This is a genomic window from Actinoplanes sp. CA-252034 (genome assembly GCF_050956125.1).
GTDB lineage: Bacteria > Actinomycetota > Actinomycetes > Mycobacteriales > Micromonosporaceae > Actinoplanes.
Window position 1 is genome coordinate 8,314,397 of sequence record NZ_CP191846.1, and the last position, 26,114, is coordinate 8,340,510.

The 26,114-nt window shown below is 69.3% G+C and carries 26 protein-coding genes and 2 pseudogenes; 14 read left to right on the forward strand and 14 right to left on the reverse strand.

All coding sequences use genetic code 11. The annotated features are described in order from the left end of the window. Nucleotides 1-297: 297 nt before the first annotated feature. The 9 genes from ACQPZW_RS37660 (at nt 298) to ACQPZW_RS37700 (ending at nt 9,252) form a co-directional block, all read left to right on the forward strand. Entirely contained in the window at nt 298-1,302 is a 1,005-nt protein-coding gene (locus tag ACQPZW_RS37660) for a diacylglycerol/lipid kinase family protein (RefSeq protein ID WP_433790783.1), read from the forward strand. Between the two features lie 397 nt (nt 1,303-1,699). Further along, nucleotides 1,700-2,674, forward strand: a complete 975-nt coding sequence (locus ACQPZW_RS37665; protein WP_433790784.1) for a nitroreductase — start codon at nt 1,700-1,702, stop codon at nt 2,672-2,674. Between the two features lie 224 nt (nt 2,675-2,898). Then, a complete protein-coding gene (locus ACQPZW_RS37670) occupies nt 2,899-3,033 on the forward strand; it encodes a hypothetical protein (protein WP_433790785.1) in 135 nt (44 codons plus the stop codon). 395 nt (nt 3,034-3,428) lie between these two features. Next, complete coding sequence (locus ACQPZW_RS37675; protein ID WP_433790786.1) at nt 3,429-3,827, forward strand: SPFH domain-containing protein; 399 nt, start codon at nt 3,429-3,431, stop codon at nt 3,825-3,827. Nucleotides 3,828-3,934: 107 nt separating this feature from the next. After that, nucleotides 3,935-4,936, forward strand: coding sequence for an Acg family FMN-binding oxidoreductase (locus ACQPZW_RS37680; protein WP_433790787.1), 1,002 nt, complete (start codon nt 3,935-3,937; stop codon nt 4,934-4,936). 620 nt (nt 4,937-5,556) lie between these two features. Further along, complete coding sequence (locus tag ACQPZW_RS37685; RefSeq protein WP_433790789.1) at nt 5,557-5,775, forward strand: hypothetical protein; 219 nt, start codon at nt 5,557-5,559, stop codon at nt 5,773-5,775. After that, nucleotides 5,769-6,698, forward strand: a complete 930-nt coding sequence (locus tag ACQPZW_RS37690) for a glycosyltransferase (protein ID WP_433790790.1) — start codon at nt 5,769-5,771, stop codon at nt 6,696-6,698. Before ACQPZW_RS37685 ends, ACQPZW_RS37690 begins: the two co-directional genes overlap by 7 nt. Next, nucleotides 6,695-7,813 carry a glycosyltransferase gene (locus tag ACQPZW_RS37695; protein ID WP_433790791.1) on the forward strand — a complete coding sequence of 373 codons (1,119 nt, stop codon included), beginning with the start codon at nt 6,695-6,697 and terminating at the stop codon, nt 7,811-7,813. The genes ACQPZW_RS37690 and ACQPZW_RS37695 overlap by 4 nt, the downstream gene beginning before the upstream one ends. A 683-nt stretch (nt 7,814-8,496) precedes the next feature. Next, nucleotides 8,497-9,252: an ATP-binding protein gene (locus tag ACQPZW_RS37700; protein ID WP_433790792.1), complete on the forward strand. Its 756-nt coding sequence runs from the start codon at nt 8,497-8,499 to the stop codon at nt 9,250-9,252. Between the two features lie 145 nt (nt 9,253-9,397). Here the strand turns inward: ACQPZW_RS37700 and ACQPZW_RS37705 are convergent, their stop codons facing one another. Continuing rightward, nucleotides 9,398-9,823 carry a hypothetical protein gene (locus tag ACQPZW_RS37705; RefSeq protein ID WP_433790793.1) on the reverse strand — a complete coding sequence of 142 codons (426 nt, stop codon included), beginning with the start codon at nt 9,821-9,823 and terminating at the stop codon, nt 9,398-9,400. Between the two features lie 452 nt (nt 9,824-10,275). On the opposite strand from ACQPZW_RS37705, the gene ACQPZW_RS37710 reads away from it, so the two are divergent. Further along, nucleotides 10,276-10,803 (forward strand): hypothetical protein, encoded by a 528-nt coding sequence (locus ACQPZW_RS37710; protein WP_433790795.1) that lies wholly within the window; start codon nt 10,276-10,278, stop codon nt 10,801-10,803. Nucleotides 10,804-10,925: 122 nt separating this feature from the next. Here ACQPZW_RS37710 and ACQPZW_RS37715 read toward each other — a convergent pair whose 3' ends face one another. Further along, on the reverse strand, nt 10,926-11,120 hold the full coding sequence (locus ACQPZW_RS37715) for a hypothetical protein (RefSeq protein ID WP_433790796.1): 195 nt from the start codon (nt 11,118-11,120) through the stop codon (nt 10,926-10,928). Nucleotides 11,121-11,364: 244 nt separating this feature from the next. Further along, nucleotides 11,365-11,691, reverse strand: coding sequence for a hypothetical protein (locus tag ACQPZW_RS37720; protein WP_433790797.1), 327 nt, complete (start codon nt 11,689-11,691; stop codon nt 11,365-11,367). Nucleotides 11,692-12,341: 650 nt separating this feature from the next. Here ACQPZW_RS37720 and ACQPZW_RS37725 point away from each other — a divergent pair. After that, nucleotides 12,342-13,361 carry an STAS domain-containing protein gene (locus ACQPZW_RS37725; protein ID WP_433790798.1) on the forward strand — a complete coding sequence of 340 codons (1,020 nt, stop codon included), beginning with the start codon at nt 12,342-12,344 and terminating at the stop codon, nt 13,359-13,361. Here ACQPZW_RS37725 and ACQPZW_RS37730 read toward each other — a convergent pair. From ACQPZW_RS37730 to ACQPZW_RS37745, 4 genes are read right to left on the reverse strand one after another with little or no spacing between them, the layout of a single operon-like run. Then, nucleotides 13,322-14,257, reverse strand: coding sequence for a GAF domain-containing protein (locus tag ACQPZW_RS37730; RefSeq protein ID WP_433790799.1), 936 nt, complete (start codon nt 14,255-14,257; stop codon nt 13,322-13,324). The genes ACQPZW_RS37725 and ACQPZW_RS37730 overlap by 40 nt on opposite strands. After that, nucleotides 14,209-14,439, reverse strand: a complete 231-nt coding sequence (locus ACQPZW_RS37735) for a hypothetical protein (RefSeq protein ID WP_433790800.1) — start codon at nt 14,437-14,439, stop codon at nt 14,209-14,211. Before ACQPZW_RS37735 ends, ACQPZW_RS37730 begins: the two co-directional genes overlap by 49 nt. Nucleotides 14,440-14,459: 20 nt before the next feature. Then, nucleotides 14,460-14,630 carry a hypothetical protein gene (locus tag ACQPZW_RS37740; RefSeq protein WP_433790801.1) on the reverse strand — a complete coding sequence of 57 codons (171 nt, stop codon included), beginning with the start codon at nt 14,628-14,630 and terminating at the stop codon, nt 14,460-14,462. Next, complete coding sequence (locus ACQPZW_RS37745) at nt 14,627-15,208, reverse strand: GAF domain-containing protein (RefSeq protein WP_433790802.1); 582 nt, start codon at nt 15,206-15,208, stop codon at nt 14,627-14,629. Before ACQPZW_RS37745 ends, ACQPZW_RS37740 begins: the two co-directional genes overlap by 4 nt. A 398-nt stretch (nt 15,209-15,606) precedes the next feature. On the opposite strand from ACQPZW_RS37745, the gene ACQPZW_RS37750 reads away from it, so the two are divergent. The 3 genes and pseudogenes from ACQPZW_RS37750 (at nt 15,607) to ACQPZW_RS37760 (ending at nt 19,157) form a co-directional block, all read left to right on the forward strand. Then, nucleotides 15,607-16,080: a hypothetical protein gene (locus tag ACQPZW_RS37750; protein ID WP_433790804.1), complete on the forward strand. Its 474-nt coding sequence runs from the start codon at nt 15,607-15,609 to the stop codon at nt 16,078-16,080. Between the two features lie 125 nt (nt 16,081-16,205). Then, nucleotides 16,206-16,436 (forward strand): annotated as a pseudogene (locus ACQPZW_RS37755) (IS5 family transposase); the annotation flags it as partial. A 192-nt stretch (nt 16,437-16,628) separates the two neighbouring features. Next, the gene (locus tag ACQPZW_RS37760) at nt 16,629-19,157 is read left to right on the forward strand and encodes an ATP-binding protein (RefSeq protein WP_433790805.1); all 2,529 of its coding nucleotides are present in this window, start codon (nt 16,629-16,631) and stop codon (nt 19,155-19,157) included. A gap of 59 nt (nt 19,158-19,216) precedes the next feature. Here the strand turns inward: ACQPZW_RS37760 and ACQPZW_RS37765 are convergent, their stop codons facing one another. The 7 genes and pseudogenes from ACQPZW_RS37765 to ACQPZW_RS37795 all read right to left on the reverse strand — a co-directional run bounded on the left by ACQPZW_RS37765 (nt 19,217) and on the right by ACQPZW_RS37795 (nt 26,105). After that, nucleotides 19,217-20,749, reverse strand: coding sequence for an ISL3 family transposase (locus tag ACQPZW_RS37765; RefSeq protein WP_433790806.1), 1,533 nt, complete (start codon nt 20,747-20,749; stop codon nt 19,217-19,219). An 81-nt stretch (nt 20,750-20,830) separates the two neighbouring features. Continuing rightward, nucleotides 20,831-20,989: pseudogene (locus ACQPZW_RS37770) on the reverse strand (IS256 family transposase); the annotation flags it as partial. A 33-nt stretch (nt 20,990-21,022) separates the two neighbouring features. Continuing rightward, nucleotides 21,023-21,616 carry a hypothetical protein gene (locus ACQPZW_RS37775; RefSeq protein ID WP_433790807.1) on the reverse strand — a complete coding sequence of 198 codons (594 nt, stop codon included), beginning with the start codon at nt 21,614-21,616 and terminating at the stop codon, nt 21,023-21,025. After that, complete coding sequence (locus ACQPZW_RS37780; RefSeq protein ID WP_433790808.1) at nt 21,613-22,314, reverse strand: hypothetical protein; 702 nt, start codon at nt 22,312-22,314, stop codon at nt 21,613-21,615. The genes ACQPZW_RS37775 and ACQPZW_RS37780 overlap by 4 nt, the downstream gene beginning before the upstream one ends. A gap of 65 nt (nt 22,315-22,379) precedes the next feature. After that, complete coding sequence (locus ACQPZW_RS37785; RefSeq protein WP_433790809.1) at nt 22,380-22,823, reverse strand: hypothetical protein; 444 nt, start codon at nt 22,821-22,823, stop codon at nt 22,380-22,382. Further along, nucleotides 22,820-25,558 carry a cation-translocating P-type ATPase gene (locus ACQPZW_RS37790; RefSeq protein WP_433790810.1) on the reverse strand — a complete coding sequence of 913 codons (2,739 nt, stop codon included), beginning with the start codon at nt 25,556-25,558 and terminating at the stop codon, nt 22,820-22,822. Before ACQPZW_RS37790 ends, ACQPZW_RS37785 begins: the two co-directional genes overlap by 4 nt. 91 nt (nt 25,559-25,649) lie before the next feature. Next, nucleotides 25,650-26,105, reverse strand: a complete 456-nt coding sequence (locus ACQPZW_RS37795; RefSeq protein WP_433790811.1) for a universal stress protein — start codon at nt 26,103-26,105, stop codon at nt 25,650-25,652. Nucleotides 26,106-26,114: the final 9 nt, after the last annotated feature.

Below are 26,114 nucleotides of genomic sequence, written 5' to 3' on the forward strand. Positions count from 1 at the left end.
CGCTGTTTACCGCTCGGATGGCGGGGTACTCCGTCTTCATCGATCTCTACGCCGTGGACATGCCGCCCGGACTCCTGTGGCCTCTGTGCTGTCGCTCATCACGCTCGACTGCGTGATGCGAGTCGACGCCTCGCCCTCCCGGCGACAGGGTTCGGAGGCGACAGCACGCTCGCCTTTGGCGGTACGGCCGGGCATGCGCTACCTGTCCACACCATCCGGACGGCGGACCCGTCCCGGGTGGTGAGCCACCGGGACCGAGCCGACCGGAGTCACCTCCGACGAAAGCGAGCCCGCTCGATGACGACAACCACCACCCGCACCGACCCGGCGCCCCGATCCGCGGTCGTCGTGAACCCGGCGAAGATCGACGATGTCGCCGAGCTGCGCCGCACCGTCGACGCCACGCTGGCGAAGGCCGGCTGGCCGGCGCCACGATGGTTCGAGACCACCGAGGACGACCCCGGGCTCGGCCAGACCCGCGCCGCCGTCGAATCGGGTGCCCAGGTGGTGTTCGTCTGCGGTGGTGACGGGACCGTGATGTCCGCGGTGTCGGCGCTGACCAACACCGAGGTGTCGATGGCCGTCCTGCCCGCCGGCACCGGCAACCTGCTCGCAGCGAATCTGGGGCTGTCCACCGATCTGGCCACTGGTCTCGCGGTCGCGGTGGACGGCGGTCTGCGGCGTATCGACGTCGGCACTCTCGACGGCCGGCACTTCGCGGTGATGGCGGGCATGGGCTTCGACGCACACATGCTCGACGCCACCTCGGACACCGCCAAGAAGCACATCGGCTGGCCCGCGTACGTGCTCGGCGCGCTGAAGCATCTCAAGGACCGGCCGATGCGGGTCACCCTGCGCATCGACGGCGGCAAACCGATCCGCCGGCGCGCCCGCTCGGTGCTGATCGCCAACGTCGGCCGGTTGCAAGGCGGGCTGAGACTGCTGAGCGAGGCGCAGCCGGATGACGGCGTCCTCGACATCGCCATCCTGACGCCGAACACCTTGCGCACCTGGGTGGCGCTGGCGTGGGGCCTGATCCGGCGCAGCGAACGGGTACCCGCCCTCGAGGTCTTCCGCGGCAGCCGGATAGAGGTGATCAGCAACCGCCCACAGCCTCGTCAACTCGACGGCGATCTCATCCACAGCAGTGACCGGTTGGCTGTCGGGATCCTGCCCCAGGCGCTCTGGCTGTGCGTTCCCGAGCCGGCCGGCCACCCCGACCTCAGCGTCGATGCCGACGCCGCCACCGATCATGCGAGCGGGTCGCCCCATTCGGTGGAGACCAGGCGTCCGGTCGCCTGACGGTCCCGGGCCGCCGGCGCGCTGCTCCTTCCGATCGAGGATCAGCCGTCGTGCTCGATGTCGGCGAGCGCTCGGGTGCGCGGCGAGAATGCGGAAGCACAGCGCGTATCCTTGAGGGTGAACCGGCGGCCTGGCCGTCGGGCGCCGACCTCGGTGGACCTCGTCTCGCCCGTCTCACCGGGCCGGGCCCGCGCCTGCGTTGGTCCCGGACGACGGGAACGCCGATGAGAACATCAGCTCAACAGCCTGGATCAGCAGACCTCGCCGAGCCGCCGCAGCTCGCCCCTATCCTCTTCGAGCCGCTGATCGACGGACACCGGAGCTCCGCGGAGACCCGGTGGGCCGAGGAGGTATGGGAGACCGAAGGCGTCGGCTCGCTACGCCAGCGGGCAATCCGATGACATCCGTACGTCCGGCCGGGCGGCGCATCGCGAACGAGATCTTCTATCAGGCCATCGCGGCCGCCCAGCAGGCTCCCTCGGCTCACGACGCCCAGCCGTGGCGATGGAAGGTGACCAACGGCGTCCTGGACCTGTTCCTGCACATCGAGCCGCCGCCCGGACTCCCCGCCCCCGACGGGCGGCTCGCCACGATCGGCTGCGGCGCCGCGCTGCACCACGCCCGGCTGACTCTGGCCGCAGGCGGCTGGCGGGTGACCACGACCCGTCTGCCCGACCCCACCGAGCCGGCCCATCTCGCGCGACTGCACCTCGACGGTCCCGCACCGGTGAGCCCCGGCACCACCGGCCTGGCGCGCATCATCGAACTCCGACGCACCGACCGCCGCCCCGTCACCGGCCGCCCGATCACCCCCGAGCAACTGAGCACCATCCGTGCCGCCTTCGAGTCCCAGCACGTACGCCTCGCCGTGTTACGACCGGACCAGATCCTCGGCCTGGCAGTGGCGACGAGCCATACGGGCAGCCTCGAGCCCGCCGACAGACAATGGCAGTCGGAACTGGCACTGTGGGCCGGCGGCGACCGCATCGTCGGCGCGCCCCACCACCTGAGCCTTCCCGTCACCCGTGACGGGCACGACCGGGCAGCGACGTTCGTTGTGCTGCACGGTCCGGGTGATCAGAGCCGGGACTGGCTCCATGCCGGCGAAGCGCTCTCCGCGGGCTCGCTGGTCGCCGCCGAGCTCGGAGTGTCGACCCTGCCCTTCAGCGCACCGATCGAGCACGAGCGCGCCCGCGCCATCCTGCGGGATGCGGTCCCCGATCTCGGCTGCCTCTACCTGATGGCACGCTTGGGCCACCATTCAACCGAGGCGGATCAGCGGACGGATCCGGCCGATGACAACCGTACTCGTGATCACCCGGCCGACGATCCGATGTGCCCGGCATGGACCGACCGGCCGGGGCCTGCATGAACGATTGACATCCAAAGGCACTGGACGGTCTTCAAGCTTCGCGCGAACCGATCAAGCGCGGTGAGCCCGAATCTCCCGAGCGGCGACAAGGCCGCCTCTGCAGCACTGCGGACCGTCGACCAGAAGGGGAGTAGGCTCGAGATGCTGTCCGGATCTCGCGTCCGCCCCGCGGGCCTTCTTCCATCGCCCGCACTTTCACCGACCTGTTCCAGGGAGGTTCGATCATGTCCAAGGACTCGACGGCCAAGGCGAACGTCAAGAAAAAAGGCAAGTCGATCAAGGAAAAGCAGACTGCCAAGCGCCTGAAGCGTGACGAGCAGGCCGGGCGTGCATCGACCGTATCCTCCACCGGGCACTGACACCCGCCGCGATCACTGCGAGCCATCCCTAGGCTCGCCCCACCCGCCGGCCCTGGAGAAGCGCTCCTCAGTGATCGGCGGAACGAGCCAGGGACCGTTGTCCGCAACCTGCAAGACTCATCATCCCGGGCTATGCCGCTCTGAGGAATGCGATCGGTCGATTTCAAGGCTCCCGGCCGATGTCGAGGCCGCATTTCGTCGAGCCCGCCGACGGGCGCCCGGCCGGGGGTCGTGACCAGGCGTAGGGTTGAGATGTCGCCCCGGACCCCGGTGGCCTGGTATTTGGCCGCTGTGAGCGTCTTGGCGTTTCTTCGCCCCACAGCGATCAGGTGCGTTTCGCACACAGACTGTTCTCGGGCACGACTATCCGGCTGCGGCCGAAGTCAGGATCCCTCATGTGGTCCCTGTGGATCGCTCTCACCATCCTGGTGCTCCTCACCCTGGCGTTCCTCGCCGTCAAGGTCGTCAAGCAGTACGAACAGGGAGTCCTGTTCCGCCTCGGCAAGGTCATCGCCGTCCGCAAGGCCGGCCTCACCGTGATCATCCCCTTCGTCGACGTCCTGAACCGGGTGAGCCTGCGCATCGTCACCATGCCGATCCAACTGCGCAACCGGCAGACCTTCGTCGAACTGGGCGTCGACAAGAACAGCACCGTCGTGTTCCCAGCCCCGCCGATGAGCACCATCGGCGAGTTCGGCACGTTCCTCGCCCGCGAGAACGCGGCAGCCGCCACTACCGCACCTGCCGCGACGCCGTCGGTCAACGGCACACCGATGACGCCGATAGCCCGATGACCGCGGCCCGCATCCCGCCCGTGGAACACCGGCACACCCAAGGCCCGCGTCTGGCGCCGGCCGCACACACCCGGAAAGTCCCGACCTCCGGGAGAAAGGAACCTCGCATGAGCCCCAACGCTTCCATCCGAGCCGCTGACTCCCGGGCCGAGGCCCGGGCACTGTCGGCCGCCGCCACCACGGCAGGGCACGCCCCGTCGATCCACAACACGCAACCGTGGCGCTGGCGTCTCAGCAGCGACGAGCTCGACCTCTACCTCGATCGCAGCCGGGCACTCGACGTCACCGACCCCGACTCCCGGCTCGCCATCCTCAGCTGCGGGGCCGCACTGCACCACGCCCTGATCAGCCTCGCCGCCGACGGCTGGCACACCATCCTCGCGCGCATGCCGGACCCCGCACACCCCGACCATCTCGCCCAGCTGCGCCTCGACCACCGGATCCCGGTCACCCCCGACGCCAGACGACACCGCCAGACCATCAAACTGCGGCACACCGACCGACGGCCCGCCCCGAGCACCCCCCTCGACACCGGCAGACTGCACGCCGTCGGCGCGGCCGTCGAGTCCACCGGCGCCGGCCTGCATCTGCTGCGACCGGACCAGGTGTACGACCTGGCCGCCGCCGCCGACCATGCCCAGCGTGCCGAGGCCGAGGACCTCGCCTGGCAGGCCGAACTCCACTACTGGACCGGCGGTACCCGGCCGCTCGGCAGCGGCATCCCCGACACCGCCATCCCGGACCGGGCCACACAGACGACCGTGCCCGGCCGCGACTTCGGCCACCACGGTGACCTGCCCGTCTCCGCAGAGCACCAGAACGACGCCGCGTTCGCCATCCTCTACGGACCCGGAGTCGGCGAGGTCGACTGGCTCCGCGCCGGCGAAGCGCTGTCAGCCGCCTGGCTCACCGCCACCGAACTCGGCCTGTCGGTGTTACCGCTGAGCGCCACCATCGAGGTAGCCGTCACCCGCGAACGCATGCGGAGCCTGCTCTCCGGCCTCGGCCGTCCGCATCTCGTGCTGCGTTTCACCACCGGCGATCCGGCCGCTACCGCCACCCCGCACACACCACGGCTTCCCACGGATCAGATCATCGAACGCTTCTGAAGCGGGGCACACGGAGCCTCCACATCACCTTGGCCCTCGGTGGCCCGGCAGGCAGCGGGAGACAACATCGGCGGAAGAGTCCGGTTCTCCGGCCATCGAGGGAGCGCCATGGCAGGCGTAGGCTGACGGTGTCGCTCCAGACTCCGGCGGCTCCATCTCCCCGCCGACGAGTGACTCGAGAGAGCCGACAATGATCATCTTTGAAGGTGTGTGCCCGAGGGGTATGCGGACGATTCGCCGACGGACGGCCGGGTCCATCACGGTGCGGACGTGGGTGGGCTTCCGTTCTCGCCGGCCGGGGCGCCGGGCCTGGTGAGCTTCGGCAGGATTCACCGGACAAGGGCACCCACACGGCGATCGAGATCACTAGCCGGGCCGGACGTCCGACCGACTTCGATCGAGCGGTTTGCCGGAAACAGGCCCGCAAACGCTTCGACGCGTACCGCATGGTCGACGACTATCCGGCCGTCTGCGAGCAACTCATCGGCATGAGCCGGGGCTGGCCAACCCGCCCCTCGTCACCATCCGCTCCCCCCGCCAGCGGCCGGCCCGCACCGTGCCGCGCATGCGGTCAGCCGGCGCGTCGACCACGGCCGGGCGGCTACAGGAAGGCATCACCCATGACCATCAGGTACGGATTCCTCAGCACCCACCCGCCCACCCGGTGCGGCCTGGCGACCTTCAACTCCGCGCTCGCCACTCACCTCAGCAAGGTCGCCGGGCCGAGCGGCATCGTGCGGGTCGTCGCGAACGGCGACACCATCACGTCCGCGCCCGATGTGGCGCACACCTGGGGGACACCGCGCCGTCCGGCTGGCGTGACACCGCCGAAGTGCTGAACACCTTCGACGTCGCCGTCGTCCAGCATGAGTACGGCATCTACCCCGGCCGTGACGGCGGGGAGGTCCTGTCCGTACTGCGCCGGCTCACCGTACCGAGCATCGTCGTCCTGCACACCGTGCTGACTCAGCCCACCCCGCGGCAGAAGTCGCTGCTCGAGCAGATCACCGCCGCCGCCAGCGCGGTCGTGACCATCACCGAGGCGGCGCACGACCGGCTGCTTCTCGGCTATGCCGTGGACGCCGCGAAGGTGTGCGTCATCCCGCACGGTGCCTCCGACTACACCGGGGAGCCCGTCCGCCGCTACGACGACCGGCCGCACCTGCTCACCTGGGGCCTGCTGGGCCCGGGAAAGGGCATCGAATGGGCTCTGCGAGCCTTGGCCCGCCTGCAGACCCTCAAGCCGGCGCCGGTCTACACCGTGGCCGGCCGAACCCACCCCAAGGTCGTCGAACAGCACGGCGAGACGTACCGGGCGAGCCTGCATAAACTCGGTGCGTCCCTTGGTGTCGCGCATGATGTGCACTACGAGTCGGCTTACCTCGATGACGTGGCACTCGGCGACCTGATCCGCTCCGCCGACATCGTCGTGCTGCCGTACGACTCCACCGAACAGGTCACCTCAGGCGTCCTGGTCGAGGCGGTGGCAGCGCGGATCCCAGTCGTCGCGACCGCCTTCCCGCATGCGGTGGAACTGCTCACCGACGGGCCCGGCCTACTCGTACCCCACCGGAACCCGGCAGCCCTCGCGTCGGCGGTCCGGAAGATCCTCATCAAGCCCGCCTTGGCGGCCGAACTGCGGAGCCGCGGCGGCCACGCCGAGCCGGCACTGCGGTGGCCCGCGGTCGCTCAGCGCTACCAGCAACTCGCCTCCACTCTGATCGGCGCCGGGGCCCGCCCGGTCGTGGTGGCCGGCGCATGACCGTCAGCGCGACCACCGCGGCGCGGTTCGTCCGGGTCGTTCCCGCTGCGCCCTTCACCCACCTGGTCCGGCTCACCGACGACACCGGTCTCTTCGAGCATGCCCGGCACGCCACTGTCCGCCGCGAGCACGGGTACTGCACCGACGACAACGCCCGGGGCCTCGTCGTGACCAGCCGCGAGCCCGACCCGTCTGCCGAGGTCCTTCGGCTCGCAGAGCATTATCTGGCGTTCCTCACCCATGCCCAGGACTCCGATGGCGCCTTCCACAACCGGCTGGACTTCCACCGGACCTGGACCGATCATCCGGGGTTCGGCGACTGGTGGGGCCGAGCCCTCTGGGGCCTAGGCACCGCCGCCGGGCGCTCCCCGGTCCGGTGGATCCGCCAGGAAGCGCTCCTCGCCTTCACCCGGGGAGCCTCCTGCCGGTCCGCCGACCCGCGGGCGATGGCTTTCGCCGCGCTCGGCGCCGCCGAACTTCTCCGAGCCGATCCCGGCAACGAGACGGCCGCTAAACTCCTGGCCGACACCACGATCGCCATCGGGACCCCCGATCCCGACCCGCACTGGCCGTGGCCGCAAGAAAAGCTCACCTACGCCAATGCCGCCCTCGCCGAGGCTCTCATCGCCGCGGGCGACCTCCTCGACGACCCACCAGCCCTGGCCGCCGGCCTCCGGATGCTGACGTGGCTGCTGACGATCCAGCTCAGCGACGGTCATCTGTCGGTCCTGCCGTCGGCAGGCTGGCAGCGCGGCGGCCCCCGGTTACGCCACGACCAGCAACCGATCGAGGTGGCGGCGCTCGCGGACGCCTGCGCCACCGCCGCCGCCGTCACCGGCGATCACATCTGGCCCGCCGGGGTGCGTCAGTCCATCGCCTGGTTTCTCGGTGACAACGATGTCGGCCAGGCCATGTGGGACCCGGCGACCGGCGGCGGTTACGACGGGCTGACACTGCACGGCCCCAACCTCAATCAAGGTGCCGAGTCCACCCTCTCCCTCATCTCCACCCTCCAGCACCGCACGCTGGGTGAGGGTCGCGGTCCGCGGGCGCGCCTCGGTCACCGAACGGCACCGCGGGGAGCGACCTCCACTGCGCCGACGCCGGGGCCGTAGAGCACGACAGGCCGGTCACCGTGCTCGCCGTGCGATGCCCCCGAATCCTCGCCGAGGGCGACTGAGACGTGCTTTCACCCCGGACGGGCGATCGGACTTCCGCGTCTCACGGCGTACCCCGAAAGTGATCTTCAAGCAGCGGCTTCGCCGAGATAGCGCAGAGCGCCGACCAGCACGAATCTCCGACTGCTTTTCCCGGGCATAGGTGTACGGCTAGGCATAACGGTCCCGACCCGTCCCGTCGCGGGGAACGGCGTGACGACGCGGCCCGGATCGAGTGCTGTCCGGTTCACGTATGCCCGCCGATATCGGGCGGTCGAAAGGAGGTCGGCCTACAGTGGTGTCGGGTGCCGGTGACACCATTGTCGCCGCTCGCTGCTCCAGACCTCGGTGGCGCACCCTCGCCTGCAGGTGCCTGGAGCCGTCGTGATCATTCACCATCACCTCACCCCCCGCAAACTTCACGTCCGCGACACCCTGCCGTGGACTTTCTGCGGGGCCGTCGACCCCCCAGGCGTCCGGCGAGATGGACCCACCGGGTGCCTGCTCGATCGGCGCGCCGGGATGTGGCGCAGCTGCGACGGCGCCCTTGTGGCCGGCCGCCGGTGACCGCCGTCGGACGGCAGCGGACGCACTCGACGCGACCTCCGTATCTGGTCACCGCCGGGACCGATCGGCGTGGCGTGGCGGTGGACGTCGCGGCCGACGCGAGCACCACCGTGGTGGAGATGACGGTGCACGGACAGTGGTCGCCGGAACTCGGCCGTCAGGTGGATGCCACTCTGCGGGAGTGTCTTGCCGGTCCGGTGTCGGTGGTGATCGTCGATCTGCACGGTGTGGGCGATCTCCACGGGGTGAGCCGGCCCTTCTGGGTGACGGCGGCGCGAACGGCTCAACTCGGGCCGAGGCCCGCGCGGTTGGCGTTGTGCCTGCCCACATCGACCATGCTGGACTACCGGCTACGGCACGGCGACAGGCCCCCGGCGCTGGTGTTCGCCACCATGCAACTAGCGCGCCAGTCGCTTGCCGCAGACCTGCCGCGCGGGTTCCGGATGCAGGCCCGGCTGCGCCCGCATCCGATCTCGGTAGTGGCGGCCAGAGACCTCGTCGTAAGGGCTTGTGACCGCTGGCAACTGCGTCATCTACAAGATGACGCCACATTGATCGTCTCCGAGCTCGCCTCCAACGCCGTGCAACACGCCGGCACCGACCTGGTCGTCACCGTGGTGCGCACCGGGCCCGACCTGCTGCTGGCCGTTCGCGACAGCGACACCCGTTATCCCCGCCTGCGCGAACCTACCGCCGGTGAAAGCGCCGCGGAAGTCCTGCACGAACGAGGACGGGGCCTACAGCTGGTCCATGCCGTCGCCCCTATCTGGGGCGCTATGCCCGCCCGTGGCGGCAAGGTCGTTTGGGCCACCGTGTCCCCGGACAGCTGATGATCTGATCACACGACGCACATCACCGATCTGAGCATCGAGGTGTCGACCAGCCTGCCCATTCCCATCGGCGTCGACGGATCTGAACCAGGCCTCGCCGTCGGCTCAGCCCCATCTGAGCCCGACTGGCGCGGTCGGTGTGCGATCAGTGGCGGACTCGGAACCGGATTCGCTGCTCCAGGTAGTCGATGTCGTACAGAACGATGTACTCCGCGCCGTCGGGGACGTTGCGGGCCAGGACGGTGCTTTGCCGGCCGCATGCGGTGACCGGTTCGGTGTAGCTCAGGCTGCCGTCTCCGCCCAGGGGGTAGAACCCCACGAGGAAGGTCTGGCAGCGGTCGGACGGGTTGGCCGGGTCCTTGATGTGGGACACGCTGATGGTGCGGCAGCGGGAGTCCGGGACGATGAGAATCTCGGTGCCGACACGGCCGCCCTCGTAGAAGCCGTTCTCGGGTTGCACCGACACGCACTTGTCCTGCCCGTGGTGGCCGGAGGCCGAGGCGGCTGCGGGTATCAGGGCGGCGGAGAAGACCATGGCCAGAATGGCCATCAGGTAGGTCAGGCGTCTCATGGTGGAGATCTCCTTTCATGATGCGGAGACTCGGCGACCCGCAGCACCCACCGGTTCAGGCCCAGGATGAAGGGCCGAGCAGGCCGCCACCGGTCAGCTGTAGCCGTCGGTGTCGACGGCGGTAGCGCGTCTGAACCACCGAGGTCTGGGGCAGCGCGCCCGATGGGCGCCGGCCGTCAAATCAGCTGACGTACCGATCCACCTCCGACGGTACGCGCTATTCGCGGGAATGATTCGCCGATGTGCCGTCGGCTATTCCCCGATCCCGCGTAACCGCGCGATTCTGCTCGCAGGCGCAGGGATGTCCAGGAAGCCGGGCAGGCGTACGGTCAGTGTGTCACCGGGGCAGCCGCGGGCCTTCTCCCGGCCGGATCGGCCCCGCGAGGAGGACCCATGTCCGCGGAAACCCCTTCGATGTACCAATCCGACGCCGGCCGTCGCCGGGCGGCGGCATGCTGACGGAAGCGGTTCGTGATGTTCCGGCGACGGCCGCCATCTTCGGTTTCTTCGCCTCGATGTGGTTCGGCTGGGCTCAGGAGAACCCGCCTGCGAAATGGCGGCCCTGGCTGCTCACGAGTTCCGTCACGTCCCTGCTGACCATGGCCGCCGGGGCCCTGCTGACCTGGCGGAACTGGGGCGCCACGACAGCGTTCGACGCGGACACCAGCAAGTCGTTCGGCATCGTCGTCGGGCTCGAGGTGCTCCTGGCCGGGGCCGGCGCGGTGGTCCTGAGCCTCCGGGGCCGTCGTGAGCTGGTCCCGGTGTGGATCGCGCTCGTGGTCGGCCTCCACCTGTTTCCCGTCGCGGCGCTTCTCGCGTTCCCGCTGATCCATCTGGTCGGCGCCCTCGTCACGATCGCCGCGCTGGTGGCTGTGCCGGTAGCGAGATCGCGTGCGCTGCCCGTGAGCGCGGTGAATGGGCTCGCTGTGGGTGGCGTCCTGCTCACCGCAGCGCTGATCTGCCTGTCGGCCGCGCTGTGAGGAGGTACCGGACCTGTTCCACGCCGACTTCACCGATCTGCCGTACTGGCCGCCCGTCGGAGCAGCTCGGCCTGAGCGGACGCACGTCCCACAGCAGTGACAGCGCCGGCGGGCGTTCCGGATTATGCGTTCTGAGGAATGCGGTCGGTCGAGTTCAAGGTGTCCGCGTCGATTTCGAGATTTGCCAGCAGGCTGCTGTTCTTGCCGGTGTCGACGAGGTCGGGCAGCGTGCGCTCGAACCAGTCGGCGCGTGCGAACTTTCCTCTGGACCGAAGAATGGAAACGATCTCGGATCTTCTGACGTGTGTGGCGGTCACGACTGCCCTCTTCTCTTGGTGACCCGGATGCAACGTCGCCTATAGAAACCTCCGTGGTCAACGAAGTCAGCTTGCGGCGAAATGGCCTGACCACAGTCTCATACCCGCTGTGCCGGACATGAAGCATTGCGACGGTCATGCTATGGGACGTGTTCCGTTCCACTCACGGTGGGGCGTTCGGCATCGATCGACTTAACGAGTTCACCGTAAATGGGTGCAATTTCTCGCTGCCTCCCGGTGCCCGTCAGCCGTTCGAGGCTTTCGCCGCCGCGGCGCGCGCTTCGGCCATGGTGGCGTGCAGCGGCAGACGATGGGCGTCGATGCGCTGCAGCCGTGTCCGCAGGACTGTCTCCGCGGGCAGGCACAAGGCCAGTCGAACCGGCGGCCGAAGGACATTGGCGGCACGTCGTGCCGCCAGCCACAACGGCAGGCTGGCGGCGGAGTCGTCTTCCAAACCGTGCAGGTCGACGATGATGATGTCGGGTCGGCCGGCGAAACAGTCCTTCAGGGCGGCGGTCACGTCCAGGCCCAGCCGATGTGACCACGAGCCGTGCACCGCGATCTCGGCCACGGCGAGGGCCGGACCACGGGTGCCGGCCGTCAGTAGTACCGCCTGGCGCGGCACCACGGTGCCTGACGGGCGTGCTGACATGGAGAAGACCCCTTTCCGGGCATCGTCCGATGGCTCATCAGCGGCGGTAGCGCTCGTGCAGCGGACATCGAGGGATGAGAGGCGAAGTAGCTGTCGCCGAGCGCCTGCCCACGGACGCTGTTGCGTGACGTCGGGATTGCACGGCGTGAAGAAACACGACTGATCCCCACGACGTGACGCACCTGACCGATTCGGATGCGCTACCAGGGTCTGGGGCAGCAGGTGACGGCGGACTGACCACCGTTCACCACTTACAGTAGCGGCTGTCGCCTGGTATGCCGGTCACCCGGGAGAGGTCGCGTGGTGTTGGCGGGAGGTGTTGCGCCGGGCGGCGACGGCGAGGCGGGCCTGCCATCCGGGTGCGCGGCCGTGGTCGGGTGGGCCGGGTCAAGACGGTCAGCGTCAGGCAGGCCGTTGCCGTCGTCATCCGTCGTGCGGATGTGGTGTGCGCGTGCGCTGCCGTACGTTGGAGGTATGGCATTGATGGTGGGCGGACCGGGCAGATGAGTGGTTCCGCCCCGTCGGCCTCACCGGGGCACCCGCCATGGGGACTGTTGGCCGACGATCTCATGTCGTTGGCAGAGATGCCGGACGGCGATGCCGCGGTCGACACGCTGCTGACGAGGATCGCCGCGTCGGCTGCTGACATGCTGGCCGGTGTGGACTATGCGTCGATCACCGCGTGGCGCGGTGCGGGCTACATCACGGTGGCTGCCAGCAGTGATCTGGTTCGGGCGGTGGACGACGCCCAGTACGGCGAGGGCGGGGGTCCGTGTGTGCTGGCCGAGCAGACGGCCGTACCGGTCACGGTGCCGGACATCGCAGCGACGATGTCGTGGCCGGGTTTCCACCGGCAGGCGACCGCTCTGGGCCTGCGGGCTTCGGTGTCGGTGCCTCTGTTCGCCGGGGGCGGAACGCCGACGGCGGTCCTCAATCTCTACGGCCGGGCGCCGGCACCGCTGGTCGCGCTGGCCGCCGGGGTTCGTGGTGCCTTCGCCGTGGAGGGGATACCTGCGGACGGCTTCGGCCGTGCCGGCGACGCGGGCACACGCCGGTTCCTCATCGGCCTTGGGCTGGCGTTGCAGCGCAGGGTCACGATCCAGCGAGCCGTCGGGGCGGTGATGGCCCATGACGGATGCGATGCCGTGCAGGCACACCAGGTACTACAGGAACGGATCACGGTGACAGGGGAGCTGTTGTCAACGGCGGCGAGGCGGGTGATCACCGGGATGGGGTCGGACCCGGATACGGATGTGCACGTGGTGGTGGGGCCGCCGGCTGGTGACGTGGTCGCGGTGTCGGTGACGGGTGAACTGGCCGCACCAGTGGACGCCGCCGTGTCCGGCCGGCTGGCGGCGGTTCTCGACGAGCCCGCCACGACATCGGAGTGGGACCTGTCGGGACTGCGGTTCTGTGACGTCGCCGGGCTGCGGCTACTGCTCGGCGTGCGAGATCGGGCGGTTGCCGATGGCCGGCGGATGCGCGTGGTCGCCGCCTCGGACGCCGTACGCACCCTGTTGTCGCTCACCGAGACCGCGGCGCTGTTCGGCTATCCGCCTCCGGCGGCGGACGCCGATTCCGACGGATGACCGGGCAGGGACTGACGTAGCAGCAGCCGGGTTCCATGCGGGCTGCTGGTGATCTCCAGGTCGGGGCAGATGCGGCGGATCAGCCACAGCCCCGCCGCCGGCAGACCGTCGACGTGCGGCGCCTCGATACGCGCTTCGAGGTCCGCGGGCAGGCCGGGACCGTCGTCGCTGATTTCGCACCACATGTTCCCGGCATGGCGCCACAGCCACAGCCGGCCACCGCCACCGTGCTCCTGGGCGTTGACGGCTGCTTCATGGATGGCGAGGAGGAAGCTGTCCAGGGCCGCCCCGGACAGGCCGGCCGCGACGAGCCGCTGCCGCACCTGCATCCGTAGTCCCGGCAGCGTCGTCGTGGCGATCCGCTGCACCAGCAGCACCGAATCGGTGCCGTTCATCTGTCCCGCCCGGGGCAGGCTGTTGACCACTTCCATGGCGGTGGCCCGCAGGGTGCGCCCGGTGCGCCCGGCGTGGCGACGTAAACTTTGCAGCGCAACGTCGACGTCCACATCGAGTAGTTCCGCCAGGATGCCCCGTGCCCGTTCGACTGCCATTCGCCCGGTCAGCACCTGCTGGGACTGGACTGCCAGCACCGTCCGATATTCGGCATCGCGGTGCACCAGCAGTCCGACGGTCGCGACGTTCGCCAGCGCCCGCGTCAGGCGCAGCGCCTCGTCACTGAAGCGTCCGGTCCGGGTGCGGAGCACGCTGAGCACGCCGACGATCTCACCACGGATCCGCATCGGCACCGCGGCGACCGATCGGAAACCGTCGTCGCGGGCCTGCTGGGCAAAGCCCGGCCAGCGGTGGTCGGGGCGGCCCAGGTCGGCGTCGACCACCGTCTCCCCGGTCACGAAACTCCAGGTGCCCGGCGTGGACGCGGCTTCGAACAGCCGCACCCGGGGGTGTACTCCGGCACCGCCGCCAGCAACTGCAACACGCCACGGTCGTCGGCCAGCATGATCCCGGCCGCCTGAACGTCGAGCACGCGAACGCACCGCTCCGTCACCCAATGCAGGAGCGCGTCCACGTCGAGGTCGGCAACCAACGTGTCGGACAACTCCACCAGGAAGTCCGTCATCGCCGGATCGTCAGCTGCACTCACTGGCTACTCACCTGTCCTGTTCCGTCATCGTCCAGGTCGTTGAACCTCAGCCGGCGAGCCAGCACGTCGCCGGCCACCTCGTCCAGGTCCCGGCCGGCGGCGTACGCGTGAGCGCGCAACCGCACCAGAGCTACCTCGACGGTCACGCCGAGTTGCACACTGATCATGCCGGTGGCCTGGTGCACGGCTGCCCTCGGCAGCAGGTACTCCCCCGGCTGTCGGAGAGCATCGAATTGTCGTCGTCACCGTGCGCCAGGGTTTCGGCGAGCAGCAGTTCGGTGACCGCATCGGCGAGGATCAGCGCGTCGGCCAGGGTGCCGTCGGTCATCCCGCCGGCGGTGTCGCGGTAGAGGTCCATCACGCCTACACGAGTGTCGCCCACGTTCAAGGGCAACGCGAACACCGCACCGGCTCCGGCCAGCATCGCCGCCGGCGCGAACGCCGGCCAATGTTCATGCCAGACCGGCTCCCGCAGATCCTCGGCCAGGATCGGGCCGACCGTAGCGTACGCGTCCCGGCACGGCCCCTCCCCGAGCAGGAACTGCAACTGCTCCACCCGGGCGCTGATCGCGTCACTGGCGTAACGCACCTGTTGCGTGTCCGGCGTCATCACCGTCACTCCGACACCACTGATCCCGGCGAGACCAGTCAGGCAGGCACGACAGAGACTCTCGACATCCGGGCCGTGCGCCGTCACCAGCCGTTCCACCTGCATTCGCCGGCCCGGGTCATCCACACCGATCACGGCCGGCCCCGGACAAGCGGAAGCCTCGACCAACCACCATGACGGAATCCTCCGGACCTGCCCCGGCGGCCGCCCGTTTGCGGATCCAACGTCAAGATCTCCTGGCATCCCATCGGGCATACCACCGAATCGGCAGTTCCTATCTACCGTACGCCCACCGTCGACCACACATCCGAACACCGCACCGGGTTCATTTTCTGCATCCCATCACCGGCATGGCGGGGCACCTCGGCTGGACCCGGGTCACCGACCCCCTCTTGATCCGTCACTCCCTCGAATGGTTCAGCTGTTCCCACCCGCCGTCGTGTCGTACTGTGGGGGCCGCAGTCACGTGTCTCCTGACCGCCTGTCGCTCCAGACCTCGGCGACCCGCCTTGCCGATCGATCCTGGAGCGTTCATGCGTCCCCTCTCCCGTACGCCTGCCGCGCAAGAAGTGTCAACGGCGGAGGACGGATGCGCCGAATGCAGTGCCGGGTCGTTGAACGGTCACCTCAACGCATTGATGGCGCAGATCTCGCGTGGGGACCGGGACGCCTTCGTCACGCTGTTCGATCACACTCGCGGCACCGTCCGCGCCAGCATCGACGCAAGCCTGCCGGACCCGCAATGCGCCGCGGCAGTCTTCACGGCCACCTATGTCGAGGTGTGGTGGCTTGCGGGCTGCCGGACCGGACGGGACGAGGACGTCATCACGTGGATCAACCGGACCGCCGAGCGGCGCATCGCGGACGCCCTGGCACCGTGCGCTCCTTCGGAGCTGACATCCGGCGAAACCGTCGATCCCCACTATTCACGGTCCGTCCAGGAACTGTCCTCTCTGCTGGGACGACCGGTGAATCCTCTGACGCGCAGTGATCCGGGGCGGTGCTGACGACGATGTCATCGCACCGGCGAGTTCCTTGGTCCCCGGGGCCGCTGCCGCTCGACTCCACCTCCTGATCTCACCTAAGGCGGGTTTTAGAAGCTGGTGGATCGACGCGATCGGTGGCGGATCCGGGCACCTGGGACCGGATCCTCGCGGCGATGCAAGCCGCCGGTGACGCGAACGGCCACATCGTCTGGACGGTCAGCGCCGACTCGATGACCAGCCGCGCCCACCAGCACGCCGCTGGCGCCCGCACCCACGGCCACCTGCAGAAAGAACCACCTGGCGGCGTCCACGACGAACCCGCCGGCCACGCACTCGGCTGGTCCGGGGCGGCCGAACGCGCCTATCTGAGCTCGGACGGCATCGCAGCGGGCACCGACAAGAAGTTCCACTGGCGCTGAACGGGGTTGCCGGATTTGACGTCGTGAAGTCCCTGATGCGGGGATCATCAGTTCCAGCGAATGCCGCTCCAGACCCCGGCGCGTCCGTCTTCCGATGGTCGACGCGGGCGGACCGGTCAGGTCCTGCCCTGTTGGGGTGGGGTGATTGGCATGCCGAGCGTTGATATGGCGGTTTTGGAGCAGCCGCAGCGGGTGGCGGCGGCGCGGCGGGCACGGCGGTTGCTGCCGGGGCTGGCCATGCCGTTGGATGCGATCGCCCGGTTGGCGGCCCGGGTAACTGGTGCGCCGATCGCGATCGTGGCGGTCATGGACGTGGTGGAGGAGCATTTCGTCGGCTCGTTCGGCCTGCCACCTGCTCTCGCCACGGGCGAGCCGGTGCCGGTGGCGTACTCGGTGTGCAAGTACATCGTCAGCGCCGATCATCCGGTGACGGCCGACGACATGAGCGCCGATCCCGACCTACGTGAGCATGCTCTGGCGATGGAGTACGGCGCTCGCGCGTTCGCCGGGGTACCGCTGCGGGACGCCGCCGACCGCACGGTCGGGTCGCTGCTGGTCGTCGACGTGGTACCCCGGGTATGGACGGGCGCCCACCTGGAACTGCTGGTGGAGATCTCCGCCCTCCTCGCCGGTCTGCCCGCCGACGGCGTGTACACCGACGCGGACGCGATGGCAGGGCTGGACGCCGCAGCGATCCTCGACGGGATGCAGGAGGCGTTCGTCGCGGTCGACGCCGGCGGGCGGGTCCGGGGCTGGAATCCGGCCGCACAGACCATGCTGGGCTGGTCGGCTACCGAAGCCGGCGGCCGACGGGCCGACGAGGTCCTGTTACCCGAGGCAGACCGGAACCGTTTCCGCCGCATCCTGCCGGACCTGCTCGCCTCGACCGGTCTGCAGAGCGGATGGACCGGCCGCATCCGGATCCGCCACCGCGACGGCCACGAGATACCGGTTCGGGCGGTCGCGTCGACGCTGCGCGGACGCTACGGTCCCCTGAGCTGTGTGTTCCTCACCGACCTCACCGGCCAGTCGGCCGCCGAACGCGACGCCGGTCACCAACACGGCTTCCGCACCGCCCTGCTCGACAGCCTCACGGCGCCGGTCGCCGCGATGGACATGCACGGCCGCCTCCAAGTCGCCAACCAGGCGATGCGCCGCCTGCACGGCCTGCCCGACGACGCGGCGCCGGCGACGCTGCTCGCCGTGCTTCCCGCTCACCTGCACCGGCCCGACGGCACACCCCTACCCTGGGACCAGAGTCCTCTGTTGCGCGCACTGGGCGGTGAGCACGTCCGCGACCAGGAAATCCTGATCGCGGTGCCCGGCGAACCGGTCCGAACGATGCTCGCCAACGCCCAGCCGATCATCACCGCCGGCAATACCCAGGTGGGAGCGGTCAGTACCAGTCTCGACATCACCGAACGTCGCCGGGTCGAACGCTTCCGCGACTGTCAACTCTCGGTGGCGACCACGCTGGCCCACACCGGCGACATGGACTGCTCCGCCACCGAGATCACCCGGGCGGTGGCCGCCGCGCTGGCCTGGCCCTACGTCGAACTATGGCTACACGACGACCTCACCGACATGGCGCGCCTGGCCGGACACCACAGCACACTAGACGCCGGACTCGGCGAATTCCGTACCCGGCCGGTCAGTAGAGGTTTCGGGGTCAGCGGCACCGCCTTGGCCACCGCCAAGCCCCTGTGGATCCCGGACATCGCCGACACCGCACACGCCAGGAACCTCGCCACCGGCCCGTGGGCGCGGATGGCCGCCCGGGCCGGCCTGCACACCATGATGGCCGCCCCCATCTCCGCAGACGGTCACGTCGTCGGCGTCCTGACCTGCTTCGCCGCCAACTGCGAACACGAGCGGACCGCACTGACGACCCTGCTCACCGGAGTCGGCGAACAACTCGGGCAGTTCCTCGCCAGTCGGCGCAGCGCCCAACTCGCCCACGAAGTCACCCGGAGCAAAGACGACTTCCTGTCTCTGGTCGGACACGAGATGCGCACCCCACTGACCGTCATCTCGTCCTGCATCGACGCGCTCCTCGCCGAGACCGAACCCCACAGTGACGAGACCCGCACCATGCATGAAGCGATCGCCCGCGGCACCGGCACACTGCGCGCCATAGTCGACGACCTCCTCGATCTCGCCGCCCTCGAATCCGGGCACCTTCCGGTCAGCATCCGTCCGATCGACCTCGCCGCAATCACCCGCCAAGCCCTGCAGCACGTCCAAGATGCCGCCGACGCCAACCGTGTCACCATCACCGCCGACGTCCCCGGACAACTCATCACCTCCGGAGACCCACAGCGACTGCGGCAGGTCTTGGACAACCTGCTGTCCAACGCCGTCAAATACAGTCCCGCGGGCGGCCACACCACCCTCACCCTTGTCCACGACAAGCACACAGTGACCATGACTGTCACCGACACCGGTATCGGCGTCCCGGACAACGAACGCCACCACCTCTTCGACCGCTTCTACCGCGCCTCCAACGCCCGCCACACCGCCGTCCCCGGCACCGGACTCGGCCTCAGCATCGTGCGCGCCATCACCGCAGCCCACCACGGCACCGTCACCCTGAACGACCTTCCGCACGCCGGCACCAGCTTCACCGTCCGCCTCCCCCACGAACCCCGGCGCATGACCCAGAGCGCTCACGCCCGTTGACCGGGGTCCGTACCAAGAACGGCTCTGTCTCACTTTCGGTGGTGACGGTGGGTGAGGTTTCAGCCGAGCAGGATGCGGTGGCGGAGCAGTGCGAAGCCTGCTCTTCCATACATTTGGCGTTTGAGCAGCTTGGTCTTGGTGTTGACGCCTTCGGTCGTTCCGTTGTGGTGGGGCAGTGTGACGGCGGCGTCCACGGCGTCGCGGTCCCGGTCGAGGCCGCGGGTGAAGGCATGCAGGTGCGGCAGGTCTTCCCGTCGGGCGGCGTTGATCCAGTCGGCGAGCCGGTCGGCGTTGCTGCTGATGGGTTTCAGCAGTGCGGCGAAGGAGTGCACGAGGCCGGCGAGCGCCGTCATCTCGGGGCAGGCAGTGGTGAAGGAATCGAATAGGTCTTGTTGCCGCTGGCTGCGGTGATCGGGATGGGTCAGTAGGTAGCCAGTCAGGCGGCGGGGCGAGACCGCGGGACGGTCGGCTTCGACCCGTCCTTGGTTGATGTATTTGTGCAGCAGATTGAGGCTGCCGGTGTAGCCCATAGTTTTGATCTCGTGGAACAGGTGCAGGACCGGGACGGCGGGATTCTGCTCCCGGCGCTGGCGTAGATGATCGCGGTAGGGGTCGACGAGGGTGGGCCGGTATCGCGGTGCCCGGATCAGTTTGTCGGGTTCGGTGACTCGGGCGTAGCGCTTGATGGTGTTCAAGGACAGGTTGAGCCGGCGGGCGCATTCGAGCAGGCCGACGCCTTTGTCGAGCAGGGCGTGGACGTGGTGCCACCGGTCGCGGGTGGTGGTGGCCTGCAGTCCGTCGGACGGTGCTGGGCCGGCCTTGGCCCAGCAGAGGCTGTGGGCGGCGACCTCTTTGCCGGTGGCTTCGGCGAGGTTGTGCCACAGGTGCCAGCGGTCGGCGACCTGGACCGCGTCGGGCAGGACCCGGCGGACGGCTTCGGCATAGGTGGCCGAGGAGTCCCGGCAGACGATCTGCACGCCGGGATGTTCCCGTAGCCAGCTCTCCAAGGTGTCGGCTCGGCGATCGAGCAGGACATCGACGCGTTCGTGGGTCTCGGCGTCGATCAGGACCGTCGCGTACCGCCGGCTGCGGCGCAACGCGAAGTCGTCCACCCCGAGTACGCGGGGAATCGGCCGAGCCGGCGGCGGCAGCCCGAGCAGTATCCGCAGCGCGGTATGCCGTGAGGTCAGCACCGCCAAGGCCGACAGCAGACGGGCACCGGCACGGCCGGCTAACTCCTTGACCACGGCGCCGATCTGGCCGTTCAGCCGGGGCGTGCGGCGTTGATAGCGTTCCAGCACGCCAGGGATCTGCTCGCGGAAGGTCTGCCGGCAGCCGCGGGTGGGACAGACCAGCCGTCGTACCCGGACCCGGAGAACGACCCGGCGGGCATCGACCGGAACGTCGGCGACCACGCGTTCGTGATAGCCGTGCACCCGTTGCGCCGGCGCCCCGCAACCGGGACACGCCACCGCCGTTGACGGTGTCCGGGCGCGGATCAGAATCAGTTCGTCCTGGTCAACGACTTCCTCGATTACCAGCGGAGACAAACCGGCGAAGACCGTTCTCAGCACCGCATCGACATCGCTCATACGGTTACAACGACGCCGATCACTTTACGTCACCACCGAAAGTGAGACAGAGCCCCAAGATCGGTGTTTCCGGCTGTTTGGTTAGTAGGTCTCGGCGGCCGGCCAGCGGTCACCGAAGGCGATGGCGAAGGCCTTCAGCACGGGCTTTCAGCGCATCGTCCATCGAGCGCGGCCGGTTCCTGCCGGGTCAAGGCTGCGGGCCATAAGGTACGGGCACTTCACTCCTGGTTGCTCGCCAGGATCCGGGACGGGAACCGGCCGAAGCCGGTGTTCCTACCGTTGACCAAGCCGAGCGGCCACGGTCAGGCCGGCCAGCCATCCGGGCGCTCGGCCGTACTCGGGTGGGCCGATGGTCTCCATTCGGTGGCCACTACCCGCGAGGAGCCAGGCGGTCAGTGAGTTGGAGTTCCACATCTCGCCGGTACGGCATTCGTCGCGCCCCCAGACGAGCCCGGGAACGAACGGCGTCAGGCGCAACACCTCCCGTGCCCGGGTGGCGTCGGCGCTGACGACGTGCGGGCCGCCGACGGCCTCGGCCAGGTCGGGGATGGTGCCGTCGCGCCACCGCCTGATCTCGTAGCGGAACAGGGGTGACCGTCCGAGGAACCGGAATCCGACCGGGCCTTCGCGGACGACTCCGCGATCCGTGGTACGGCCGCCCAGCACCGGGGTCATCTCGATGACGAAGCGTTGCCCGCCGAGGCGTACCCGAAGAGCGGAGTGGTAGAGGTCGCGTACGGGTCGATGCTGGTGACGTGCTTGCAGGCCTTCGAATACCCGCCCGTTGAGGCGGATGCAGTGGCCGCCGGCGCCGAGGGGCAGCCAGTACAGCGTCACGTCCGCGGTCGGCGCTGCCTGGGCGCTCACCACATCCGGTGGGGCATGAGTGGGTTGCCCGGAGCGGGTGCGCCGGAGCTTGCCGGGTGTCGCCGGAGCAGGGGCCGGTAGAGGTAGCAGGTGATCGCGGCCAGCAGGGCCGTCATCAGCGCCGATCCGGCGACGATGGTGGCGGAGGCGTCCGGGTCGTTGCGGGTGGTCATGGTGATCGCCATGCCGGTGACGGAGGCTCCGATCAGGGTGTAGGCGCCGACCAACGTGTGCATCGGTTTGCAGGCCCACGGCCGGTGGCGCAGTGCGCCGATGCCGACGGTGATCGCGGCGGGGGCGACGATGCCCAGGTCCATGAATTTGACCAGCCAGAACGCGGTGGGGCTGGAAAGGTACTGCACGCTGGCCGGCTGGTCGCGCATCGCGTCGACGAAGTTCGGCAGGTGCAGGCCGACGACGACGAACGCGGCGATGGCCAGCAGGACGATCCCGGCCGTACGGTAGGCGCCCGCGGACGTCGCCGGCAGCCCGGCCTGCGGGGTGCTCTGCCAGGCTCGGATCGCGAGCGCGGCGGCGAGGACGAACACTGCGAGCATCAGTGGGAAGAATCGTTCGATGTTGCCGGGCCAGCGGAGGAACTCGTTGCCGAGGATCAGCTGGGTGTAGGTGTAGACCACGAAGATCGACGGGGCCAGGGCGAGCACGGGCGCGGCCGGATGCCCGCGCAGTGCCAGCACGCCGACAGCGAGCGCGGACGGGGCGACGACGGCGAGCGCGGCCGCGTCGCCGCCGATGATCTGGTTCAGGCTCGTGGGCGAGGTGCGGTAGCGCAGGACGCCCGAACCAGTGGTCCCAGCACGGCCACGGTCGCCACCGCCGCGCCGAGCAGGATCAGGCCTGCGCCGAGCAGGCGGCTTCCCGTCCGTACCGCTGCGGGGTTGTTCGTCTCTTGGAAAGGATCGTGGGTGACGTGGAAGACCGGGTATCGGGCGGCCACGCGGTCGAAGTCGGCCAGCGGCGCCCGCGGGTCGACGGCCATGTGCGGACGGGCTCCGGGAGCGACAGCGAGATAGCGGCGCAGAATGGGCGCGCGCGGTCCGGGAACCTCCAGCGCCCCCCAGTTGCGCGGCGCGCGCTTTCCGCTGCTGAACTGGAGAGCGGATATCCGGTTCAGGATGCGGGCCAGCCGATTGGGGCGGCCGTGCTGGTACAGCCATCGGCGGAACGAGGCACGGATCGCTGTCACGGGATTTCTCGATTCTGCAGTACCGGCACGGAGCGGCGCCGGGCCACCCAGCGTGCCGCTTCGTCGACGCCCCAGACGATGAACGGGAACGGGGTGATGATCGCGAGTTGAGTCGCGCTGAGTGCCGCGGTGCCGAAGATGTCCTGCAACCACGGTGTGTAGATGACGGCTGCGGTGAAGACCAGCTCGAAGAGGATGCCCCAGAGCAGCAGGGGATTGCTGAACAGCCCGACGGTGAACAGGGATGCCCGGTCGGTGCGGGCGGCGAACGCCGTGCCGATCTGGCAGGCCACGATCCCGGCGAATGTGACCGTGGTGGCTTGCAGGTAGGCCTGGTGCAGGGCGGTGCCGGGCCCGGTGGGGTCGCCGAGATGCCACCCCGCACCTACGAGGGTGTAGAGGTAACCGCCCATGACCAGCAGCGCGGACACCCCGCCGAGCAGCAGCCATGCACGCAGCAGCAGCTTGCGGTCGATCACCCCGGTCCGGCGTGGCCGGGGCGGGCGGTCCATCAGGCCCGGCTCGGCCGGTTCGCGGCCCAGTGCCAGGGCGGGCAGTGTCTCGGTGCCGAGGTCGATGGCCAGGATCTGCAACACGGTCAGCGGCAGCGGGATCGCGCCGCCGGACAGGGCGAAGACCAGGAACGGGACGACTTCGGGTACGGCGTGGGCGAAGATGTAGAGCACGAATTTGCGGACGTTGGCGAAGACCCGCCGCCCGGCGCTGACGGCGGTGACGATGGTCGCGAAGTTGTCGTCGGTGAGGACCATCGTCGCGGCCTCGCGGGCGACGTCCGTACCGGAGCGGCCCATCGCCACGCCGATGTCGGCGTGCCGCAACGCGGGGGCGTCGTTGACGCCGTCGCCGGTCATCGCCACGATGTTCCCACCGGCGCGCAACGCCTCGCAGATCCGCAGTTTCGCCTCCGGCGACGCCCGGGCGAAAACGATCTCGTCGTCACCGGCTACGAGGCGGTCGAGGTCGGCGTCGCTGAGCGCGTCGAGTTCCTCGCCGGCGACGATGCGGCCGCCGATCCGGCCGATGCCGACCTGGTGGGCGATCGCCGCGGCGGTAGGCCCGTAGTCGCCGGTGATGACGTGGATGCGGATACCCGCCCGGTGGGCGCTGGCGACCGCATCCGCCACGCCCTCACGGGCGGGGTCGACCATCGCGACCAGTCCGAGCAGCGTCAAACCTGCTTCTGCCTCGTCGCGTCGTACCGGGGCAGGTGCGCCCGCCGGGTAGACCCGGTGCGCGACGGCGAGGACGCGCAGACCGTCGGCCGCGTACCGGTCGATCGTGTGTTGCAGCTCGCGGCGGGTCGGCTCGTCCAACTTCTCGCAGCACGGCAGCACCGTCTCCGGTGCGCCTTTGGTGTGTACGGTGACGACGCCGTCGGTCTGGTCGACGCTGGTCATGCGTTTGAGGTGGGCGTCGAAGTGGAAGATCGCCAGGCGGGTGGCGTCGCGGGCCGCCGGGGTCACGTCCACGTTCTGGTGGGCGGCCAGGCGCAGCAGCGCCAGTTCGGTGGGATCACCGCTTCCGGCGGGTTGACCGTCGGTCGGTGCCTGCGCGCTGGTGCAGGCGGCCGCGGCAGCGGCGAGAACCGCGGCACACGGGTCGTCGACCTTTCCGGTGGCGTCGAGTTCCGTACCGGGCAGCCACATCCGGGTGACGGTCATCCGGTTCTCGGTGAGGGTGCCGGTCTTGTCGGTGCAGATGACGGTGGTCGAGCCGAGGGTCTCCACGGCGGAGAGGCGTTTGACGACGGCGCCCTTGCGGGCGAGTTCGCGGACGCCGACGGCCAGGGCGAGGGTGATGATGGGCAGCAGGCCTTCGGGGACGTTCGCGACGATCAGGCCTATGGAGAAGCTGATCGCGGCGCTCCAGCCGAGGCCGGCCCAGACTCCGATGGGCAGGAACGCCACCCCCACGGCGACGGCGACGACCGCGATGATCCACGTCGCCCGGCGTACCTGGGTCTCCAGCGGACTGGGCTGTGCGGAACCTCGCTGGGACAGGGCGGCGATGCGGCCGAGTTCGGTGTGCATGCCGATACGGGTGACGACGGCGCTGGCTTCGCCGCCGGTGCAGGTGGTGCCGCTGAAGACCAGATCGTGGGCGTCCAGCAGTGAGCCCGTGATCTCGGTGGGCCCGGCGCTGCGGTCGGCCGGCACCGATTCGCCGGTCAGCGCGGACAGGTCGACGGTGATCGTGCCGTCGATGAGGCGGGCGTCGGCGCTGACCCGGTCACCTTCGACGATGATCAGGACATCGCCGGGTACCAGCTCCCGGGCGGGGATCTCCGTGCGGGCGCCGTCGCGGAGCACCTGGGCGGTGGCGGGCAGGAACGCGGCGAGCGCGTCGACGGCGTGTTCGGCCTGCATCTCCTGGACGAACGCGAAACCGGCATTGAGCAGGATCACCGCCACCACCGCGAGCGCGAGTGCCGGGGTGCCGCCGGCCCAGGCGAGACCGGCGGCAACCGCCAGCAGGATCGCCAGCGGCTGGGTGAACTGCGCCAGCAACTCACCTGGCCAGCGTCGGCCGGTGCGCCGGGCCAGCTCGTTGGACCCGTACACGAGTGTCCGCCGGGCGGCTTCGCGGCCGGCCAGCCCTTGCGGTGAGGTGCGCAGGTCCCGGAACAGTTCGGTGAGCGGTTCCCGCGCATCGACCTCGCGATCGGCGCTGTCGGCAATGGCGCCGATGTCCGGCGCTTTCGTGACTGTGGTCATCGTCGGGCCTCTTCGCATACCGGTGGCGCATGGTGCTGGTGTGTCCGGGGCCGCTGAACCGGCAGACGGGCGTCATCGGTCAGACGTGGACCTATTTCGGGATGACGACGGTGGGGCAGGTGGCGTGCTGGACACAGTGCTGGCTGACCGAACCGAGCAGCATCCCGGAGAAGGCGCCGTGGCCACGGCTGCCGAGGACCATCAGCTCGGCCCCCTTGCCGGCCTCGATCAGGACCTGAGCTGCCGGCCCTCCCAAGACGCGGGTGGTGACGGGCACCGGGTGCTGGTCCTCGCCCTGCACCTGTGCCACGGTCTCCGCCAGAGTCTTCTCGGCATACCTGATGATGCCGGCGTCGTCGATGCCCGTGGGTGTCCAGCCGTAGGCGTAGGCGTACATGGGCGGCACCTGCCAGGCGGTGACGGCCTCGACGGTGGCACCGGTCAGCCGGGCGTAGGCGAGTGCCCAGCGCAGCGCTTCGGCTGAACCGGCGGAACTGTCGACGCCCACGACGATGCGATGGTCCGGTACCTGTTCCTGGTCGATCATGGCGAACTC

What these genes read in the sequence shown, in the direction of transcription:
- ACQPZW_RS37750 (WP_433790804.1), top strand. Translation starts at nt 15,607, where the DNA reads ATGCGTCCCCTCTCCCGTACGCCTGCCGCGCAAGAAGTGTCAACGGCG.
- ACQPZW_RS37670 (WP_433790785.1), top strand. Translation starts at nt 2,899, where the DNA reads ATGTCCAAGGACTCGACGGCCAAGGCGAACGTCAAGAAAAAAGGCAAG.
- ACQPZW_RS37665 (WP_433790784.1), top strand. Translation starts at nt 1,700, where the DNA reads ATGACATCCGTACGTCCGGCCGGGCGGCGCATCGCGAACGAGATCTTC.
- ACQPZW_RS37725 (WP_433790798.1), top strand. Translation starts at nt 12,342, where the DNA reads ATGTCGTTGGCAGAGATGCCGGACGGCGATGCCGCGGTCGACACGCTG.
- ACQPZW_RS37735 (WP_433790800.1), bottom strand. Translation starts at nt 14,439, where the DNA reads ATGACGGACTTCCTGGTGGAGTTGTCCGACACGTTGGTTGCCGACCTC.
- ACQPZW_RS37765 (WP_433790806.1), bottom strand. Translation starts at nt 20,749, where the DNA reads ATGAGCGATGTCGATGCGGTGCTGAGAACGGTCTTCGCCGGTTTGTCT.
- ACQPZW_RS37680 (WP_433790787.1), top strand. Translation starts at nt 3,935, where the DNA reads ATGAGCCCCAACGCTTCCATCCGAGCCGCTGACTCCCGGGCCGAGGCC.
- ACQPZW_RS37660 (WP_433790783.1), top strand. Translation starts at nt 298, where the DNA reads ATGACGACAACCACCACCCGCACCGACCCGGCGCCCCGATCCGCGGTC.
- ACQPZW_RS37695 (WP_433790791.1), top strand. Translation starts at nt 6,695, where the DNA reads ATGACCGTCAGCGCGACCACCGCGGCGCGGTTCGTCCGGGTCGTTCCC.
- ACQPZW_RS37760 (WP_433790805.1), top strand. Translation starts at nt 16,629, where the DNA reads ATGCCGAGCGTTGATATGGCGGTTTTGGAGCAGCCGCAGCGGGTGGCG.
- ACQPZW_RS37795 (WP_433790811.1), bottom strand. Translation starts at nt 26,105, where the DNA reads ATGATCGACCAGGAACAGGTACCGGACCATCGCATCGTCGTGGGCGTC.
- ACQPZW_RS37790 (WP_433790810.1), bottom strand. Translation starts at nt 25,558, where the DNA reads ATGACCACAGTCACGAAAGCGCCGGACATCGGCGCCATTGCCGACAGC.
- ACQPZW_RS37740 (WP_433790801.1), bottom strand. Translation starts at nt 14,630, where the DNA reads ATGATCAGTGTGCAACTCGGCGTGACCGTCGAGGTAGCTCTGGTGCGG.
- ACQPZW_RS37685 (WP_433790789.1), top strand. Translation starts at nt 5,557, where the DNA reads ATGACCATCAGGTACGGATTCCTCAGCACCCACCCGCCCACCCGGTGC.
- ACQPZW_RS37705 (WP_433790793.1), bottom strand. Translation starts at nt 9,823, where the DNA reads ATGAGACGCCTGACCTACCTGATGGCCATTCTGGCCATGGTCTTCTCC.
- ACQPZW_RS37710 (WP_433790795.1), top strand. Translation starts at nt 10,276, where the DNA reads ATGCTGACGGAAGCGGTTCGTGATGTTCCGGCGACGGCCGCCATCTTC.
- ACQPZW_RS37675 (WP_433790786.1), top strand. Translation starts at nt 3,429, where the DNA reads ATGTGGTCCCTGTGGATCGCTCTCACCATCCTGGTGCTCCTCACCCTG.